The 17,846-nt window shown below is 41.9% G+C and carries 18 protein-coding genes; 10 read left to right on the forward strand and 8 right to left on the reverse strand.

Annotated features, from left to right (window positions below):
• Positions 1 to 96: 96 nt before the first annotated feature.
• The 7 genes from ACL9RF_RS14195 (at position 97) to ACL9RF_RS14225 (ending at position 9,031) form a co-directional block, all read left to right on the forward strand.
• Positions 97 to 1,233 (forward strand): efflux RND transporter periplasmic adaptor subunit, encoded by a 1,137-nt coding sequence (locus ACL9RF_RS14195; RefSeq protein WP_422801294.1) that lies wholly within the window; start codon positions 97 to 99, stop codon positions 1,231 to 1,233.
• A 34-nt stretch (positions 1,234 to 1,267) separates the two neighbouring features.
• Positions 1,268 to 4,378, forward strand: a complete 3,111-nt coding sequence (locus ACL9RF_RS14200; RefSeq protein ID WP_422801295.1) for an efflux RND transporter permease subunit — start codon at positions 1,268 to 1,270, stop codon at positions 4,376 to 4,378.
• Positions 4,365 to 5,663 carry a TolC family protein gene (locus tag ACL9RF_RS14205; protein WP_422801296.1) on the forward strand — a complete coding sequence of 433 codons (1,299 nt, stop codon included), beginning with the start codon at positions 4,365 to 4,367 and terminating at the stop codon, positions 5,661 to 5,663. Before ACL9RF_RS14200 ends, ACL9RF_RS14205 begins: the two co-directional genes overlap by 14 nt.
• A gap of 11 nt (positions 5,664 to 5,674) precedes the next feature.
• Positions 5,675 to 6,409 (forward strand): outer membrane beta-barrel protein, encoded by a 735-nt coding sequence (locus ACL9RF_RS14210; protein WP_422801297.1) that lies wholly within the window; start codon positions 5,675 to 5,677, stop codon positions 6,407 to 6,409.
• Between the two features lie 227 nt (positions 6,410 to 6,636).
• The gene (locus ACL9RF_RS14215; RefSeq protein ID WP_422801298.1) at positions 6,637 to 7,695 is read left to right on the forward strand and encodes a sensor histidine kinase; all 1,059 of its coding nucleotides are present in this window, start codon (positions 6,637 to 6,639) and stop codon (positions 7,693 to 7,695) included.
• Positions 7,676 to 8,446: a LytR/AlgR family response regulator transcription factor gene (locus ACL9RF_RS14220; RefSeq protein ID WP_422801299.1), complete on the forward strand. Its 771-nt coding sequence runs from the start codon at positions 7,676 to 7,678 to the stop codon at positions 8,444 to 8,446. The genes ACL9RF_RS14215 and ACL9RF_RS14220 overlap by 20 nt, the downstream gene beginning before the upstream one ends.
• A gap of 339 nt (positions 8,447 to 8,785) precedes the next feature.
• Positions 8,786 to 9,031 (forward strand): hypothetical protein, encoded by a 246-nt coding sequence (locus ACL9RF_RS14225; protein WP_422801300.1) that lies wholly within the window; start codon positions 8,786 to 8,788, stop codon positions 9,029 to 9,031.
• A gap of 30 nt (positions 9,032 to 9,061) precedes the next feature.
• Here the strand turns inward: ACL9RF_RS14225 and ACL9RF_RS14230 are convergent, their stop codons facing one another.
• From ACL9RF_RS14230 to ACL9RF_RS14240, 3 genes are all read right to left on the reverse strand, one after another.
• Positions 9,062 to 9,526: a hypothetical protein gene (locus tag ACL9RF_RS14230; RefSeq protein WP_422801301.1), complete on the reverse strand. Its 465-nt coding sequence runs from the start codon at positions 9,524 to 9,526 to the stop codon at positions 9,062 to 9,064.
• Between the two features lie 3 nt (positions 9,527 to 9,529).
• Positions 9,530 to 10,090 carry a hypothetical protein gene (locus ACL9RF_RS14235; RefSeq protein ID WP_422801302.1) on the reverse strand — a complete coding sequence of 187 codons (561 nt, stop codon included), beginning with the start codon at positions 10,088 to 10,090 and terminating at the stop codon, positions 9,530 to 9,532.
• Between the two features lie 258 nt (positions 10,091 to 10,348).
• Entirely contained in the window at positions 10,349 to 11,218 is an 870-nt protein-coding gene (locus tag ACL9RF_RS14240) for an SDR family oxidoreductase (RefSeq protein ID WP_422801303.1), read from the reverse strand.
• Between the two features lie 144 nt (positions 11,219 to 11,362).
• Between ACL9RF_RS14240 and ACL9RF_RS14245 the strand changes: the two genes are divergently transcribed.
• Both ACL9RF_RS14245 and ybaK read left to right on the forward strand, forming a co-directional pair.
• Positions 11,363 to 11,716: a winged helix-turn-helix transcriptional regulator gene (locus tag ACL9RF_RS14245; RefSeq protein ID WP_422801304.1), complete on the forward strand. Its 354-nt coding sequence runs from the start codon at positions 11,363 to 11,365 to the stop codon at positions 11,714 to 11,716.
• Between the two features lie 2 nt (positions 11,717 to 11,718).
• Entirely contained in the window at positions 11,719 to 12,192 is a 474-nt protein-coding gene (gene ybaK / locus ACL9RF_RS14250) for a Cys-tRNA(Pro) deacylase (protein ID WP_422801305.1), read from the forward strand.
• 15 nt (positions 12,193 to 12,207) lie between these two features.
• On the opposite strand, the gene ACL9RF_RS14255 is transcribed toward ybaK, so the two are convergent.
• The gene (locus tag ACL9RF_RS14255) at positions 12,208 to 12,678 is read right to left on the reverse strand and encodes a DUF6097 family protein (RefSeq protein WP_422801306.1); all 471 of its coding nucleotides are present in this window, start codon (positions 12,676 to 12,678) and stop codon (positions 12,208 to 12,210) included.
• A gap of 205 nt (positions 12,679 to 12,883) precedes the next feature.
• On the opposite strand from ACL9RF_RS14255, the gene ACL9RF_RS14260 reads away from it, so the two are divergent.
• Positions 12,884 to 13,672, forward strand: a complete 789-nt coding sequence (locus tag ACL9RF_RS14260; RefSeq protein WP_422801307.1) for a hypothetical protein — start codon at positions 12,884 to 12,886, stop codon at positions 13,670 to 13,672.
• Positions 13,673 to 13,705: 33 nt separating this feature from the next.
• On the opposite strand, the gene ACL9RF_RS14265 is transcribed toward ACL9RF_RS14260, so the two are convergent.
• The 4 genes from ACL9RF_RS14265 to ACL9RF_RS14280 all read right to left on the reverse strand — a co-directional run bounded on the left by ACL9RF_RS14265 (position 13,706) and on the right by ACL9RF_RS14280 (position 17,716).
• On the reverse strand, positions 13,706 to 14,173 hold the full coding sequence (locus tag ACL9RF_RS14265) for a hypothetical protein (protein WP_422801308.1): 468 nt from the start codon (positions 14,171 to 14,173) through the stop codon (positions 13,706 to 13,708).
• A 113-nt stretch (positions 14,174 to 14,286) separates the two neighbouring features.
• Complete coding sequence (locus ACL9RF_RS14270; protein WP_422801309.1) at positions 14,287 to 14,508, reverse strand: hypothetical protein; 222 nt, start codon at positions 14,506 to 14,508, stop codon at positions 14,287 to 14,289.
• 328 nt (positions 14,509 to 14,836) lie between these two features.
• Positions 14,837 to 15,466, reverse strand: coding sequence for a response regulator (locus tag ACL9RF_RS14275; protein ID WP_422801310.1), 630 nt, complete (start codon positions 15,464 to 15,466; stop codon positions 14,837 to 14,839).
• Positions 15,467 to 15,469: 3 nt separating this feature from the next.
• On the reverse strand, positions 15,470 to 17,716 hold the full coding sequence (locus ACL9RF_RS14280) for an ATP-binding protein (protein ID WP_422801311.1): 2,247 nt from the start codon (positions 17,714 to 17,716) through the stop codon (positions 15,470 to 15,472).
• Positions 17,717 to 17,846 lie beyond the last annotated feature (130 nt).

Raw genomic sequence — 17,846 nt, forward strand, 5'->3', positions numbered from 1 at the left:
ATCGGCAACAGCTGGGGTTGCTATTTTTTGATAAACAGACCTTGGTTTACTGCTTACAGCCTGCTGGCTGCAGCTGATATTATTAATATTTTTATTATGAATAACAAAATCTACAAACAACAAATTCGACAGCTTTTTGCATGTGCAACAGCGCTACTGGTTTTAGTATGCTCCTGCCATGCGCCAGCGCCAGAAACAGAGATCCCCTCGTATACGTTTAAGGATAGCATTATTACCCTCGCCGATAGTAGTCCTATCGTATCTAAGATACATGTACACCCGGTAGAAGAGAAGTCTTTCTCGCAACAGTTGGTAACGGCAGGTATTGTCAAAACTATACCGAATAGCTATGCGGAAATTGCACCTCCCTTTGCGGGGCGTGTCTTACGCTCCTTTATAAAACTTGGACAGACGGTGCAAATCGGAACGCCGATTTTTGAGATGAGCTCGCCAGCTTATTTCGCCGCACAGAAAGAGTATGCCGATGCACAACAGGAGTATAAACAGGCTGAACTTAACTGGCGCCGACAACAGGACCTGATCAAGCATGGTGTTGGGGTGCAGCGGGAGCTGGAGGAAGCGGAAACGCTTTTTCAAATGCAAAAAGCGGCTTTATCTAATGCCAGTGCGGCCTTAAAAATATTTCAGGTTGACCCGAAGCAGGTGCAACTGGGGCAACCGCTGATTATCCGCTCGCCCATAGCTGGGGAGATTGTAACCAACAATATTGTAATCGGCCAATATGTCAAAGAGGATGCGGATGCTTTAGCTGTCGTTGCCGAACTTTCTAAGGTTTGGATCGCAGGGCAGGTTAAAGAAAAGGATCTGCCACGACTTGCTGGCCTCTTGGAGGTGCAAATACAGGTGCCGGCATTTCCGAATGAACAAATTAAAGGTCAGATTTTCCATATTAACGAGAACGTCGATGAGGATACCCGTAGTGTGGAGGTGCTCGTAGCCTGTGAAAATAATAAGCGGGTATTGCGCCCCGGAATGTATGTGTCTTCTATCTTCGGGAGCCAGCCTAAAAATACGCTGTTAATACCAACAAAAGCCATTATGCAGAAAGATAATACGCAGTATGTGTTTGTGCAGGTGGGCGATAAAAAATTTAAAAAACGAATCGTTACAACCGACGGCACGCACAATGACATGTCTATTATCGAATCTGGCTTGAAGGCTGGAGAACATATCGTTAGTGACGGAGCAACGCTATTATTACAGGCTTTATAAAAGGGCCTCTTTCGAACACTTTAAGACATAAGAAATGAACAATATCATAAAATTATGCCTACAGAAGCGCTGGGTAATGGTTACCTTGTTTTTACTACTCGCCTTCTTTGGCTTTTATTCATGGAAACAGCTTTCTGTGGAGGCTTACCCGGATATTGCGGATGTTACCTCGCAGGTGGTAACGCAGATTCCTGGCCTTGCTGCAGAGGAGGTTGAGCAGCAGATTACGGTTCCGTTGGAACGCGCTATAAATGGCTTGCCGGGTATGCATGTGATGCGTAGTAAAAGTACATTTGGCCTTTCCATGATTACCCTGGTATTTCAGGATGGGGTCGACGATTACTGGGCGCGTATGCGTATTCAGGAGCGCTTGGATGAAATCGACTTGCCCTATAATGCTAAACCGGGGCTGGACCCCTTAACCTCTCCCATTGGCGAAATTTACCGCTATATTATCGAAGGTGACCAACATGACCTGCGGGCCTTAACGGATTTACAGAATTTTACAATTATTCCGCGCATAAAACAGGTGTCGGGTGTGGCGGATGTCACTAACTTCGGCGGTATTACCACACAATTTCAGATTGAAATTGACCCTTTAAAGTTAGAACAGTACCAGCTCACGCTAAGCGATGTTATCGCCACTGTGGAGGAGAATAATGTGAATGCCGGTGGTAGTGTCTTAACGCGTGGCGACCTTGGTTATGTGGTTCGGGGTATTGGTCTGATCAAAAATTTGAAGGACCTCGAAAAAATTGTCGTGAAAAGCGAAAAGGGTGTTCCTATCTTCTTGAATGATCTTGGAAAAATAAAATATGGTAGCCTGGAGCGTAAAGGTGTTTTGGGTTATACCGATAGGAATCGTAACTATTCGGAAAGCATTGAAGGGATTGTTCTTTTGTTGAAAGGACAAAACCCGTCGGCCGTATTGGAGGGGATAAAGGAGGCTGTAGATGAGCTGAATAACGGTGGTTTGCCTCCTGGTGTGAAGATTCATACTTTCTTAGACCGTACAGATCTGGTAAATACCACTTTAACAACGGTGTCTCATACTCTTATGGAGGGAATGGGTTTGGTTATTATCGTGCTTATTGTCTTCCTTGGCAGCTGGCGTGGTGCTTTATTGGTTGCCATTACCATTCCGCTATCTTTACTTACGGCCTTTATATTAATGCATTTCACCGATATCCCCGCCAATCTTTTATCCTTAGGGGCCATAGATTTTGGAATTATTGTCGATGGTGCCATCGTTATGTTGGAAACGATCCTTAAAGAACGTGAGGAGGATCCGCTCAGGGAGTTTCAGGAAAAAACTATTGCCATACGTGCTGCGGAGGTTGCAAAGCCTATTTTCTTTGCTACGCTTATTATTATCACAGCGTACCTTCCTTTATTTGCTTTTGAACGCGTAGAAAAGAAATTGTTTACACCAATGGCATTTACCATAGGTTATGCCTTGTTTGGCGCCCTTGCGGCGGCGCTTTTGCTAATACCGGGGTTAGCCTTTGTTATTTACCGTAAACCGCAGAAGATATTCCACAACAAATGGCTGGAAAAATTGGGCCATGCTTACCACAACCGTATTGAGCGTATTATGCGGAAGCCCAAGCAGATTTTTATGCCTATTATTTTGGTGCTAACGGCAACGGGTTTTTTAACGCATTTTGTGGGTAAGGATTTCTTGCCGCCTTTGGATGAAGGATCTATCTGGCTGCAGGTACAGTTGCCTCCTGGGATATCGGTAGAAAAGTCGAAGGAACTTAGCGATACACTGCGCAACCGCACCATGCGGCATGCGGAAGTAACGTATATCATGGTGCAGGCGGGTAGAAACGACGACGGAACGGACCCTTGGACTGCCTCTCACTTTGAGGTGTCTGTGGGCATAAAACCGTATAAGGAATGGCCGCGTGGTAAAAAGAAACAGGACTTAATTGAGGAGCTTGCAAAAGAGTATGATGATCTGCCGGGCTTTACTGTTGGGTTTTCACAGCCTATGATTGATGGCGTAATGGACAAAATTTCTGGCGCACATAGTGAGCTGGTTGTTAAGGTGTATGGGGATGACTTTAAGGAAACACGACGTATTGCTGAGGAGGTGCTTTCAACACTGAAAACGGTGCCTGGGGCCGTAGACTTAGCCATCGACCAGGAACCTCCGTTGCCGCAGTTGCAGATTCATGCTGACCGTGATAAAATTGCGCAGTATGGCCTTAATGTATCGGATGTTGCCCAGTTAATCGAGGTCGCAATTGGTGGTAAGGCTATCTCGCAAATTTTTATCGATAATAAGGTGTATGATATTAACTGCCGTTTTATTGAAGATCGTAGAAATAGTCCGGAAAAAATTGCTAACCTCATGCTGACATCGAGCTCGGGTGCCAAAATTCCGCTGTCGCAGGTTGCGGAGGTGCAGTTAAATACGGGCGAGAGTACCATTACGCGGGAGATGAACAAACGCCACCTTACCGTAAAGCTAAATGTGCGTAACCGTGATTTACAATCTTTACTGACGGAGGCGCAGCAGAAAATTGAAAAACAGGTGAGATATGACCACGAAAAATATACTATTAAATGGGGGGGGCAGTTTGAAAACCAAAATAGAGCGTATTCGAGACTTGCGTTTATTGTGCCGCTCGCACTGGCGATTATGTTTATCTTGCTGTATGCTGCGTTTGGATCATTTAGACAGGCTGCACTGCTGATTAGTATTGTTCCACTGGCTTTATTTGGTGGTATGCTGGCCTTAAATATCCGTGGCATGACGTTGAATGTCTCCTCAGCAGTAGGTTTTATCGCTTTATTTGGTGTCGCCATACAGAATGGCGTGATTATGATATCACATATTAATCACCTCCGTCAAACGGGCCTCCCCTTAGGGCCTGCTGTACTTCAAGGTGCGCAGCACCGTTTCCGCCCGATTTTAATGACGGCAACCGTAGCCGTATTGGGCTTGTTTCCTGCGTCTTTAGCAACCGGCATTGGATCGGATGTGCAACGCCCTCTCGCTACTGTTATTGTCTATGGTTTATTGTTTTCTACAATCATTACTTTATTTGCACTTCCTGCATTATACTATATGATCGAGAAAAAATGGGCCAAACCTGTTACACCTCAAAATACAATATCCGATGAGAATATTTAATGCATTATACATGGCCTTGCTATGTATTGCTTTGCTTACGCAGCAGGCTTTCGCCCAGGGTTTACCGGCAAACCCTGCAGAAAAACAAGGGCCGCTGGACTTTAACAGCTTCCTGCAGGCGGTTTTACAGCATAATATCGCGTATGCCGCCGAAAAGTTTAACGTTAATATTGCCGAAGCTGAGGTAATGGCGGCACGGGTTTTTCCGGACCCTGAAATTAGTATGGGCTGGTTTGATAACGGCGAGCGTAGGCTAAATATGGGCTACGGCTTTAGCTCTGAGCTTACGTGGACCTTAGCGCTTGGTGGCAAAAGAAAGGCTCGTATTGATCTGGCGAAAAACCAGGCTTCTCTGGTGCAGCTGTTGCTTGCAGATTACTTGCGCAATATGCGGGCTGATGCGACATTATCTTTTCTTCAAGCTATGCAAAACCAGCGCCTTTTGGAGGTATTACGCCAATCGCATCAGAATATGCTTGAAATTGCAAATGCGGACAGTATACGTTTTAAATTGGGCGCAATTTCTGAAGTTGATGCCCGCCAAAGTAAATTAGAGGCTGCAAGTTTGTACAATGAGATTATACAAGCTGAAGCGGATTGGAGAACCAGCCTTACCGACCTCTCGGTTTGGCTAGGCCAGAATCCGGATAGCTATATTTTGCCGGCAACACAGGAGCTTACGGGCTTTGTACGGCAATGGCCCCTAGCAGAGCTTATTGTTGAAGCGCAAAATAATCGGGTGGATTTAAAGGCTGCTCTTCAACAAAAATCTATTGCCGAGAGTACATTGCGCCTGGCGAAAGCAAATAGAGCCTTGGATTTAGGCCTTTCTGTGGCTGTGGAACAGAATGCTTATGCGCGCAATATTATTGCGCCTACGCCTGCCTTCACCAAGGTCTCTGCCGGACTGTCGGTACCTTTAAAGTTTTCAAATAGAAACAAGGGGGAATTGCTGGCTGTAAATTATGAAATTGTACAAAATGAAAAGCAGTACCTACAGCTGGAGTTGGAGGTTTCTGCTCAGGTTACACAGGCGCACCAACGCTATCTTGCTGCACAAAAACAACTGCAGCATTTTGACCATGGCATGTTGCAGAATGCCAAAGCTATATTGGATGGTAAAATTTACAGCTACAACCGTGGGGAGTCTTCTCTTTTAGAGGTGTTAAATGCGCAGCGTACTTACAACGAGCTGCAGTTAACGTATTATCAAACTCGCTATCTACAGGCCATGACTTTAGTGGAGCTCGAGCGTGCTGCGGGTATCTGGGATATTAACTTTTAATTGGGGGAAACATGAAAACAGTAAAAATAGCATTTTTTATCGCATTCGTATTCAACACATTACGTGTTTACGCACAGCAGCATACTGCCAACGATTCGCTTTTTCTGGCTTACGATGTACAACAGCGTACGTATTGGGGCTTACAGGCGGGATTAAATTATACTTCGCTTTATGGTAAGGATATTTCATCGCTATTTGCAGATGCCAAATCGCCGTATAAACCTGCTGCACAGGTGGGCCTATTCATGGAAAATGTATTGTATAAAAATTGGCGCCTACGCCACGAGCTTAACTTGATCTACAATCGTGCTGGTGTTCATCTTAAAGACGAGCAGGATGGAATTTTTAAATCGCGAATTGCGCGTCTTGAGGTTGAGGTGCTGCCTGTTGTGGCGGTGTATCAATTCCAGAGGGTACAGGTGCAGCTGGGCCCTTATTTCAGAACACTTGCGGCGGCCAATATTTTACGACAAGATGGCAACGGTAGCGTTTATAGGGATAAAGATATATATGGTACCGCAGACAATAACGAGACGACAGCCTTATACTTGCAAAAGTTTGATTTCGGCGCTCAGGCTGCAGTACAAGTTAACATCGCGAAAAACTATGCGCTGGCCTTTAAGTATAGCCGTGGTTTTACCGATATTTTTCAGCATGCCAACAGCCTCACAGAAGGGTCTCCTTTTCCGCAAAAGGTCTATATTTTCAACCATAGCTGGCAAATCGCTATTGCCTATAGCTTATAGCCTGTGATATATATACGCTGTAGGCTGCAGCCTGCAGTGTATATTCCGCAATACCTACTCTGCTTTATTGCTCCGTTGTTGGCGGGCTTGGTTTCATTTGGTTTGGCCTTGTATCTTCTACACCTAAAGCTATACACTTTACAGGCAGTGGGCAGTGCCTTCGCCTATTGTCAAAATGTGGATTAATACGTACCTTAACAGCCTGAATATTTTAAGTGTGCCAAGCTATGTGCAAAGAAAAACATTGTTATCCCTGTAATATTTGGTTAAAACAGAGTATTGTTTTTGCCACTGCAGCAACGACATTACTGGGCTTAGCATCTATTACCAGCGGCGATTTCAGAACGGGCTTACTTGCACAGCTAACCTTATCGTTTTTTATTGTACTCAGTATTTCCTTAATCAATATTTTACTGCATGTTTCCTTTAAGGTTGAAGACCCTATTAAGTCTCCATTCTACGTGAAGTTTATAAGTTTCTCCGTAACGCTCGCTATTATTGTCGCCTTCCATTTTCTGGGCAAAGCGTTGCATATTCAGGATCCTCACTATAAAGAAATGTCGCAGGGCTTCTGGAACAACTTATTTATGATGAGTATTCAGGCTATACTCCTCAATACCATTGTATTGCTGTGGTTATATTTCATTATGTCGGAACACGCCAAGGTACAGAACCAATTGGAAAGGTCTCGCCTGGAGAAGGCGCATGAGAAGGCCTTAAATTTAATGTTACGCCAACAGATACAGCCGCACTTTCTTTTTAATGCACTTACCACATTGAAATCCTTAATACGAAAGGACCCCAATCTTGCGGAAACTTATTTGGTGCAGTTATCTAGCTTTTTACGGCAGTCTATAGCCTCGGTAAAGGATGGCGAATTGGCGAATATAGCGCAGGAAATTCGGGTGTGTGAAGATTATATAAGCATGCAGCAGATGCGCTTCGGTGAGGCCTTGCATTTTACGATCGCTATTCCACAGGAGCTGTATCAGCAATCGTTGCCTATATTTTCGTTACAGCCTTTGGTAGATAATGCGTTAAAACACAACAACTTTACAATCGACAGGCCACTAAAAATTGAAATCGAAGAGGATCAGGGGTGGATTGTCGTAAAAAATAATAAAAATAGTAAAAACACCCCGGTAGAGTCGAACGGTAGCGGGTTAAAAAACCTTCAGGACCGCTATAAAAACCTTATTAAACAGAGTATAGAAATTGAAGAAACCGAGCGTTATTTTAGGGTAAAGATTAAAATTGTTGATGTCCATGAAAGTGCTTATAATTGAAGATGAACCTTTAGTTGCTGAAGATCTTATAGCCACACTAAGCCGTGTAATGCCAGATTGTGAGGTTTTAAAACACCTACAGTCGGTAGAAGAAAGTGTAAACTATCTGCAGGAAAATAAAGTCGATATTGATCTTATTTTCTCCGATATCCAACTTGGTGATGGCATTAGCTTTCAGATATTTAATACGGTGCCTATTGAGACTCCCATTGTCTTTTGTACAGCCTATGACAATTATGTATTGGATGCCTTTAAAACCAACGGCATTGACTACCTGCTAAAGCCTATTTCGGAAGCCGCTGTGCAGGCTACGCTACAGAAGTATTATACCCTGCAAAAGCAATTGGGCAGAAAACAGGCATCGCCGACGCCTGCCGGCACCGACTATGATACCTTGTTAACGGCTATGCAGCCCAAGCTGGCTAGCATTTTAGTGCATCAGCAGGATCGTATTATTCCATTAGCAACCGACGAAATTGCGCTCTGCTATATTGAGCTGGAGAATGTGTTTATAAAAACCTTTAAGGGGAAAGACTTTATGCTTCAAAAATCTTTGGATGAGCTTGAAAAATCATTGGGCAATAACTTCTACCGTGCCAATAGGCAGCATTTATTGGCTAGAAAAGCACTTAAACATGCCAGCTATACTTTATCGCGTAAATTGCTTTTAGATATTCATGTCGACTATAAACCTAAGGTTTATGTAAGTCGCGAAAAGGCTACGCATTTCTTGCGTTGGCTGGCGGGTTAGCGTCGTACCTGTATGCCTTAGACCCTATTATGAAGGGGTGCAGTGCCTATCGTCTTTGGCTTGTGTTTTACAGGATAGCAATACCTTCAAACTGGTCACGATTTTCTATTCATAGAGCTTAAAAAGTAGCCTTGCATTAACCTTGTGGGTCGGCTGTGGCCCTGGGCTTAATAAATTGGCACAGGCCCCGGCAAAAGTTAGGCGTATGGAGGCTTACCATGCTGTTTATCTCCCATTACAGGGTTCCGCTTCACCCTGATATTTGTCCGATTCAGGTCGAAAAGCGCTGTACTTTTGTTTAAGGTTATGCAAGTTTGTACAGATTAAAAAAACAGCGTTATGTATAAATTTGTAAACATTTTTAAAACGACGATTTTGTCTACTCAAGATATGAAGTTGGCTCTCGATACCTTGTATGCTTTCAATATACCTTTACAAGCCACTGTTGATTTATTAGATGAGGATAAAGTACTCCGTGTAGCGTCGGACTTTAACCTTACAGATCGGGTGCAACAGCAACTTGAGGAACGTAATTTTCTATGTGAGGTGATGGAAACTTATCACCTGGGCGAACCGCTTGTCTAGGGTTGCTTGATTTACTAGATTTAGCCAGGATTAGTTAGGATTATCCTGGTTTCTTTTTGTTTTTCTTTTAAATGCTAAACGCCTTAACTGCAGTAAACCTACAGTAAGCTTACGTTTGGATTTAAAATGTGGTATCGCCAATACGACCAGCAGTGAAATGCAGGCCGAGGTACCCAAAGCACCACCATATCCGGTAAAAAAGTGGCTGGTATTGAGATATATTGACGTAAATATCAACCCTGCAATACTTATGCCCATATAGGTGCTCATCTGCTGCGCCGATACCATTCCAATAAATGAAGCTCCAATAAATACCACCGGTATATGTTGAGTTAAATATAGGGGCAAAACATCTGGAAAGAGGTACAAAACCCCTGCAACAAGCAGGGTTAGTCCTGCCGAGGATCGTACAGGCCCTTGGTTGAGTTTTACATTTACATAAAATGTAGCACAGGCACCGATAATTCCTGTAAGTAATAATAGAAGGATTGCCATATTTTACTTCAGCAGATAGATTAAAAAATAGGTTATTGCCACGCCTAAAAAGGCTAGGGTACCCAACTTCCCTCCCACACCTTTTAAAAGACTTTTAGAAACAATAAGCAGTACAGCAGTAAAAAAACTGGCCACCAGCACAAAGGTGAAATCGGATGCTACACGTGTGCTCGACATCCCGATAAATGCGCCGCAGTAAAGCGGAGTAGGTAGGTTGATAAGATAATCTGACTTTTTATGCAGTTGGGGAATAAAGGAGGCTACTGTACCCACAATCGAGGCCCCCAAAACTGGCCCCAAGCCCAACCGTTGGTTTAGGTAGTACGAACATACGGCACCTACCGGTACCCAGGCCGCGATTTTATACGACTCAAACTCGTGGACATCATGGTGTAAATCGGTAGACCACCGATAGGTATATAGCGTAAGCAATACGACCGATATAATAAACACCAATACCAGGTACGAATTGGTATTCTCTTTAAATATGGCGAGTAAAAAGAATATCTGTATTAAAAACAGTAACACAATAGTTCCATACCGAAAGAGCAATATTTTATTCATGCGGCAAAAGAAATATAAAATTGAAAGATAGAAGCCATTTCCATACATGGCCTTTGTAATACAGGCAAAGGTAGGTAATAATCGTGGTATCAAAAACGCAAAAAAGTAAGAATAAAGGAATTATAGCTCCCCTATTCTTACTTTTTTGTCGCCTTATGTTATGGCCTTAAAATCTATGACTCCGGTATAACATCAATGGTGTCTATAAACGCCATGTATACTAACGCCCTCATACCGATAATGCTTGTAACTTTGTTCTTAATTATGCTGGATAATCGTCTGTAAAAACTCGGCAACGGTTTGTGGTTTACGCCCCAAAATATGCTGTAGATCGCCCGTTGTTTTACTAAATTCCCCCGCTTTAATACTGGCAATTATACCGGCAAATAGGCCTACAACTGCCGCAGGAAGACCTGCTGCTGCTAAAGCCTGTTGGTATTCGGCGCTGCTGGGATCGACAAACTTTACGTCTGCATCAATAATATCTGATAGTATATGCGCGATTTGCGGGAAATTTACCGTTTCAGCGTTTGTTAAATCAATGGTTTGCCGACTATAATCTTCCGATAATAATACCTTAACGGCGGCCTCAGCTAGGTCATTTCGGGAGGTAAATGCTACTTGCGTATCGCCTGCCGGGGCAAATAAGGTTTTGTTACTACGTATCTCCGTACCGATTATATCGAGTAATAAATTCATATAGATACCGTTGCGTAGGATCACATAATCCAAGCCACTATCTTTCAAGAAGTTTTCTGAAGCCACATATACCGGCATTAAACCATTTGGCGAATCTGCAGCCGTGGAGGTATATTGAAAACTGGTGAACAGCAATTGTTTAACCCCGGCCTCTTTCGCCGCTTTAATAACATTTTTATGGTGTAGCTCGCGATTTTCCAGATCATTTGAGGATACAAATAATATTTTTTCTATTCCTGCAAAAGCCTTGACCAAAGAGGCATAGTCGCCATAATCACCGATACGCAATTCAGCGCCTTTATCGGTAAGATCTTTCACCTTAGCTGCCGACCGACTTAATACGGCTAATGGCTGATCAGTGTTTTGTTGCAAATATAGTTCGGCTGCAACCTTTCCTAAATTTCCGGATGTTCCTGTAATTAAGTTCATTTTTTATCGTTTTAAATATTATACTTACTTTTGGTAAGTCAAAGGTAAAAAGTAAGTGGTCTTTAGACAAGAACTTACAAGAAAGTAACACACTTACCTAGGCGTTTGTTTTGCTGATTATCAGCATTTTAATTTTTACTTTTTATGAAAGATTTTTCAAATACCGAAAACTGCCCGGTCCGAAATGTGCTCGACAGGCTGTCGGACAAGTGGACAACTTTGGTTATTCTTGTATTAGGCGAGCAGGGGAAGATGCGTTTTAATGAGTTGCATAAAAACATCGGCGACGTATCCGAAAAAATGTTAACTGTTTCCCTCCGTAAACTAGAGGCCGATGGTTTGATTGCACGGCAGGTATTTCCGGTTATTCCGCCACGGGTAGAATACCAACTTACAGATTTAGGGAAAGATTTTTTACCGCTGATTCACCGTATATCGGATTGGGCACATGCCAATATGCAACAGATATTAACCAACCGTAGTCGATTTAAACGTTAAAGATGTCTCAGAAAACCAATGCTGTACGGCTTTTAGATACGGCAAAAATAGATTATGAACTCCGGGAGTATGTGGTAGACGATCACGATGTTAGTGCCGAACATGTTGCCTTATCGCTGGGGTTAAACCCGGAGCTGCTCTATAAGACCTTAGTTTTAAAAGGTACTAAAGACCCTTATTTGGTTGCTGTTATTCCAGGAAATGCGCACTTAGACCTCAAAAAAATAGCCCGGGTTTCCGGAAATAAGTACTGTGAAATGTTGCCCATGAAAGACCTGCTCTCCGTTACGGGCTATATTCGTGGGGGCTGTTCGCCGATAGCGATGAAGAAACCCTTTCCGACTTTTATAGAGGAGCTGGCACAACTGGAAGATCATATTTCGGTCAGCGCTGGCAAAAGAGGACTTCAGATTGTTCTGAATCCCCATTCGCTAGCAACAATTACGCAAGCAAGCTTCTGCGACTTGCTGGGCTGATGTCCTGCACAAAAATTAGGCAATCTTTTGCTGAATATTTTTCCATGTTTCGTAATACAGTTTACCGCCATACAATTGTTGTTCTAAACGCTTACGTTGTAGAACAGCGATTAAAATAACAAGAAATAATGCCAATAATATACCGCAGCCTAAGAGCATATGATGAAAAAGCCAATCCATAAGGTTTGTAAATATTTGCTTTTCGGGCATAAACTTGTTGGCCACAAAAATACCCCCGAATAGAAGCCCCGTTACAATAGATAAAGCCAGAGTAACCTGCTGCCAAACTTTAGCCTGCCGTACACCGTCGGTAAAAATAGGGGTACCACTCCACTTTTCTAATGCCATCATTTGCGCATCTAGATCGTCTTCGACTTTAGCCACCGGAAGCTGATGTTGATCTATAAAGGCATGCGTTTTTGTTAATTCTTTCTTCACAAAATCTATCCTTAATAAGGCATTTCCTACGTTGTTTAATACATTCATTTACCTAAAAAATTTATTCCATTATTGATTTCTACAGCCCCTATAGAAGTAATGTATTAACGACCAATAGATTGCAATATATCACTGATTATAGGGGTTGACAGGCTCTTCTTAACAAAAAACATACCCTTTTTATTTGCTTTACAATTGTTTTGAATTTTGTTTATTCCCTAAAAACATATCTTTACTCCTTAATCCATATGATATGAAAAATTTTATGTCTGTTGCCGTGGGTATGTTACTCTTTGGAGCATGTACATTTAATGCGCAAAATAACGAATCCTTTACTGATACAGCAAATACCATAACCATCAAGGAGCAGGCTGAACATATGCCAAATACCGAGGAATCGACTTTTACACGTACACCTGCATTTGGAAGTACGGAAAGTGTAAAAAAAACATTCTCACATTTTGTAGCGCAAGGTTATATTGATACCATAGATGCAAAGAAACGCCCTTTGCTAAGCGGGAATCTTCAAAAATTGTTACCCAAAGAATATAAAATTCTGGCTTCAACGCAAGGTGATATCTTTCAAAACCAGGAGTCGGATGAGGCATTAATAACCTATAACACAGAAAAACAACAGGTTTGCATTGTCTTATACGATAGGATATTAAATAAATTGGGCCTGTTATACCAGGATTATAAAGTGGTAAATGGTCTATCGAAAGCAGATTGCAGTTTTAGCTTTGCTGGTACCGTAGATTATTTACTGATGCAGGAGCTTGCAGAAAATGAAGATGAAATTAAGTTTAATGGGGATAGTTATTTGGCGGATGAGGGAAATGCTGGCCTCCAGGTTACCGATTTGGCCGCACACAAAAATATAGAACTCGCTGCTGGTTGTTTCGCCCCTAACACCGATAAAAGTAACTTAAAAAATAGCCTAGTGATAGCAGTAAGCGCGGTATATGCGGATTATTTGGCCTTTAAATTCCATAAAAATGCAGGCTATTTTGAACTGTTTTATGGGCAGGCATTTGCGGACTAAGTTTCCTGTTAAGGCATAGGGCTTGGGTTAGCCTTATAGCAAATGACGTATGGATTTTGAATAGTACCTGCTGCGTATCCAATATTGCCCATACCAATAACCTAGGCTAGGGAATACTACGGAAGCAATCGTAGACAGGGAAAGGAGTTCAAATTCATTTAAGGATAAAAAATTGGCAAAAGGCATCCAATGCAAATTAAAGCCAAACATAGCCACATATAACAAGAAGAAGTTTGTATCGTCTTGTAGAAAATTACTATCCTGTATGCCTTTGTTAAACATAATAAAACATAACAGCAGAAACAGGTTAATACCAAAAATCCAGCACAAGGAGCGGTAAGGCTGTTTGTATTTGGCATTTAAAAACCCGCCGATACAGCTGATTATTATGGCCGCAGCCAAGGTTACAACATCCGCGACAAAAGAACGATCTGGCATATGTGCTAGCGTTATTATACCTAGTGGTGTACACATCAATGCCAGAAGAAAAGAGTAATTCATAGTACATTTAATTTTAAATAGAAAAGCGTAATACAGGACTACGCTTTTCAACAGAACAGTTAAAAATCAGCAATATAGCCTACCGCTAAAATCTTTCTTTACAAAAAGGTGTATTATTTATTATCAAAGTCCTGCTCGGCAGCCTCGGTATCATCGGCACTTTTTCCGAGCCACCATAGTATGGTACCGACAATTACTAAACTTACCTTTATGCCCCACGCTACGCTATCGCCCCAATTGTAAATCCATACCAGCAGGCGAGGTACAGCATTAAAAAAGTCCAAAACAATGGCCATAACGCCAAATAATAACAGTATAGATCCAATTCTTTTCATAGCGTTGTATTTGTTTATCGTATTAAATTGTTTACCTCTTGTTGCCTACAAAATTGCTGCATTTCAGGCTACCAAAAAATCCCCAATTTCAGCCAATTTTCATACAGACAAAACTAAAGCGCTATAAAACAATACGTTACATCATAAAATAAAAATCGCTTCTGGATACCCTCGAGTTCCCTGAAGCGATTCGCATTAATGTATTATGCACACGATAACAATAGTAAACATTACCAAATGAGCATTGTTACGGCATGAATACCTTTATTAAAGTTTGGAAAAATTATAAAAACTAAAAACCCCTATTATTAGCCATATTTCACGCCTGTTATTTTATAATCAATCCATATTCAATAGCTTTCGTAATCACAGAACTTAAATTGGAGGTCTGAAACTTCTCAATCAAATTCTTGCGGTGGCTATCTACAGTATGGGTGCTTATAAACAACTTGTCGGCGATCTGCTGCGTAGTCAGTCCCAAAGCTGCTACAGCCAATATTTCCTTCTCTCGGCGCGTTAGTTTTGGAATGGTATTTAACCCTTCTTTTTCTTTTTTATTAAAAATCTGTTGCGTCTGCATACATAAAAACTGTTTTCCCTCATATACCACCTGTATGCCCTGCACAATCTCATCTACAGAAGCATTTTTCTGGATGTACCCTGCGGCACCTTCTTTTAATGCACTATTTATGACCGCAAACTCATTATGCACACTTAGCATAATAATCTTCATCGCAGGCTGTTTTTTGCGTAGCGGTTTGATAAGCTCCAAGCTGTTTATATCCGTTAGATTTATATCTAACAGTAAAATATCGATAGCCGTATTTTTTAATGCCGTTTGCAAGCTCATGGCGCTGGAAAAGCATCCTACGATGGCAATATCGTCCTTTTTTTCCAGGATATTTTTCAGTCCCTCCATCAAAAGCGGATGGTCGTCGGTAATCGCAACATTAATCATATATTATATTTTAGGAAATTGAAACTCTATGCTTGTGCCGAGATTTACTTCGGAATGTACAGTCATTGTACCGTTTAAAAATTGAACCCTAGATTCAATATTATGCATTCCTGCAGACTTATTTAAGGCTACATTTGCGGTATCGAAGCCTTTTCCATCATCTTCAACAAGTACGGTATAGTTTGTTTCAGCCTCTACAAGCTGAATAATAATCTCTGTTGCATTGGCGTGCTTTATAGCATTATTTACCAACTCCTGGACAATACGATACAGCAACAACTCTTTTTCCTTCGACAAGGACTGCGTATAACTCAAGAACTGAACATCAATATCCAGCAGATCATTCGACATCCGGATAGCATATTCATTTAAAGCCTCTTGAAGACCATATTTTACGAGTAAATCGGGCATAAGGTTATGCGCTACACGCCTCAACTCATCCACGGCACCATCCAACTGCGCAATAGACTTTTCCATTTCAGACTGCTCTATACCCGTTATTTTGTCGTACAGATGGGTCAATTGAAGTTTTGTTCCCGACAATAAACCGCCCAAACCATCGTGTAAGTCGCGCGCCAAGCGTCCACGTTCCTGCTCCTGCCCCTTTAAGAGCGCTGTAAGGGTTAAAATATTAGAATTCTGCTTTTCTTTTTCCATTTCCAGGTTATGCACACGCTCGCGTTGTCGTAAGCTACTTTTCGTTTGCCGATAGGCATAGACCATCAGCCCTAAAAAGATAGCAAATGCCGATATCAGCAAGACATAGAATTTATTGATCCGTTCTTTGTACAACAATTCATTTTTATAACTCTGAATATCTTTTTCTTTATTTTGAGTCTCCAACCGTGAGAGCTGAAGTTCTTGAGCTCTTTTTTCCGACTCCAGCTCGGCAAGCTCCAATTTATTACGTTGGTATTTTTCATTAAGTTTCAAGTTTACCAACTCCTGGTCCTGCTGTATACCCAGTATCTCCATTAACTTAATCTGCTGCTCTCTTTTATCCGCCTCCAACTGTAAACGCAGCATTTTCTGCTCCTGCCGCTCCTTTTCAAACTGTGACTCCAGGCGCTTGCTCATCGACATTTTATCCTGATCGTAAATGGCCTTATAGATTTCGGATGCATGTTTACTGAAACCCAAAGCCTCCCAATAATTTCCCTCCATTTCACTAACGCGGCTCAGACTTTGGTAAATAGACAACGCAATATTTTGGTCTACAATACTGCTCTCATTAATCTTGCTAAGCGCCAACAACAAATACATTTTGGCCCCCTTAGCATCGTTCTTCTCCAATGCCATCTCGGCCATAATACCATAGGCCGATGCCACATGGTTTACTTCGTTGGTTTCTATCCCGATATCTTTAGCCATATTCGCATAAAACATCGCCTTATCCCTGTAGCTATCCGGATAAAAACGGAAGTATAGATTTGCTAGGTTATTAGCAACAAAAGAAAGGTTTGAGGGTATAGCAATATTGTTTACATTTTTTTGATAGGTTTGAATGGCCTGCAGATAATACTTCTCCGCTAAATCACGTAGAGACTGCTGGTCGGGCTTTTCTACAAACTGTTGCTCATACATATACCCCATACCCATATAGGCCTCGAATATCGCATTCGCATCCCCCTGTTTAATCGCTACATGCAAGGTTAGCTTACTGTATTTTACATGCAGCTCAGCATCGTCCCAATTGGCATAAATGCTACTCAACTCCTTATAAACAACCGATAAACGGCTTAATAATGTCGCTGAAGGGGGCGCCTGTTCATAATATTTTGCGGCATTTAAAAAGGCCTGTACCGCCGTTGGCTCTCGGCTATTACGCACATGCAGCCAACCTTGGCAATAACTTACGTACCCCTTTATCTCCAAATCCTTGGTCTGTTCGCTGAAGGATATAGCTTTGCGGATGGCATCTGCAGAAGCATGCTGGTCTTCCTGTAACCGATAATTCATAGCCAAGATGCTATACAAGTATGCCGCATATTTGCCGTCAGATGCTACCTTTGCCGTCTCAATATTATCCTGTAGAATGGTGAAAGCTTTAGCCTTTTGGTCGTTAAAAAATAATATTTGTGCATATTTCCCAGCGACCTCATAACGCTTATTGGTCCCGGGGAAGGTATTTTCATATTGGTTTTGAAGATTTACAAGCATCTCTTGGCCAACTAGCACATAGGGGAATAGCCATAAGCACAGCAGCGCAGTTATTTTTACCAAGAATTTGCTAAAACCATCACAAGTCATAGACACAAAATTAAATACTTCGCAACTGAAGTGAGGAAATAGAATGAAAACTTTAGTTCTAGCTTTCGCATTAGCGAGCTAACAGTTTCCTTTATTTCTACCGCAGCAGCATCAAACTGCTAAAATAACC

It is taken from the genome of Sphingobacterium sp. Mn56C, assembly GCF_049319645.1.
Lineage (GTDB): Bacteria > Bacteroidota > Bacteroidia > Sphingobacteriales > Sphingobacteriaceae > Sphingobacterium.

What these genes read in the sequence shown, in the direction of transcription:
- ACL9RF_RS14215 (WP_422801298.1), top strand. Translation starts at nt 6,637, where the DNA reads ATGTGCAAAGAAAAACATTGTTATCCCTGTAATATTTGGTTAAAACAG.
- ybaK (WP_422801305.1), top strand. Translation starts at nt 11,719, where the DNA reads ATGTCTCAGAAAACCAATGCTGTACGGCTTTTAGATACGGCAAAAATA.
- ACL9RF_RS14200 (WP_422801295.1), top strand. Translation starts at nt 1,268, where the DNA reads ATGAACAATATCATAAAATTATGCCTACAGAAGCGCTGGGTAATGGTT.
- ACL9RF_RS14245 (WP_422801304.1), top strand. Translation starts at nt 11,363, where the DNA reads ATGAAAGATTTTTCAAATACCGAAAACTGCCCGGTCCGAAATGTGCTC.
- ACL9RF_RS14225 (WP_422801300.1), top strand. Translation starts at nt 8,786, where the DNA reads ATGTATAAATTTGTAAACATTTTTAAAACGACGATTTTGTCTACTCAA.
- ACL9RF_RS14265 (WP_422801308.1), bottom strand. Translation starts at nt 14,173, where the DNA reads ATGAATTACTCTTTTCTTCTGGCATTGATGTGTACACCACTAGGTATA.
- ACL9RF_RS14255 (WP_422801306.1), bottom strand. Translation starts at nt 12,678, where the DNA reads ATGAATGTATTAAACAACGTAGGAAATGCCTTATTAAGGATAGATTTT.
- ACL9RF_RS14240 (WP_422801303.1), bottom strand. Translation starts at nt 11,218, where the DNA reads ATGAACTTAATTACAGGAACATCCGGAAATTTAGGAAAGGTTGCAGCC.
- ACL9RF_RS14210 (WP_422801297.1), top strand. Translation starts at nt 5,675, where the DNA reads ATGAAAACAGTAAAAATAGCATTTTTTATCGCATTCGTATTCAACACA.
- ACL9RF_RS14205 (WP_422801296.1), top strand. Translation starts at nt 4,365, where the DNA reads ATGAGAATATTTAATGCATTATACATGGCCTTGCTATGTATTGCTTTG.
- ACL9RF_RS14270 (WP_422801309.1), bottom strand. Translation starts at nt 14,508, where the DNA reads ATGAAAAGAATTGGATCTATACTGTTATTATTTGGCGTTATGGCCATT.
- ACL9RF_RS14275 (WP_422801310.1), bottom strand. Translation starts at nt 15,466, where the DNA reads ATGATTAATGTTGCGATTACCGACGACCATCCGCTTTTGATGGAGGGA.
- ACL9RF_RS14230 (WP_422801301.1), bottom strand. Translation starts at nt 9,526, where the DNA reads ATGGCAATCCTTCTATTATTACTTACAGGAATTATCGGTGCCTGTGCT.
- ACL9RF_RS14195 (WP_422801294.1), top strand. Translation starts at nt 97, where the DNA reads ATGAATAACAAAATCTACAAACAACAAATTCGACAGCTTTTTGCATGT.
- ACL9RF_RS14260 (WP_422801307.1), top strand. Translation starts at nt 12,884, where the DNA reads ATGAAAAATTTTATGTCTGTTGCCGTGGGTATGTTACTCTTTGGAGCA.
- ACL9RF_RS14220 (WP_422801299.1), top strand. Translation starts at nt 7,676, where the DNA reads ATGAAAGTGCTTATAATTGAAGATGAACCTTTAGTTGCTGAAGATCTT.
- ACL9RF_RS14280 (WP_422801311.1), bottom strand. Translation starts at nt 17,716, where the DNA reads ATGACTTGTGATGGTTTTAGCAAATTCTTGGTAAAAATAACTGCGCTG.
- ACL9RF_RS14235 (WP_422801302.1), bottom strand. Translation starts at nt 10,090, where the DNA reads ATGAATAAAATATTGCTCTTTCGGTATGGAACTATTGTGTTACTGTTT.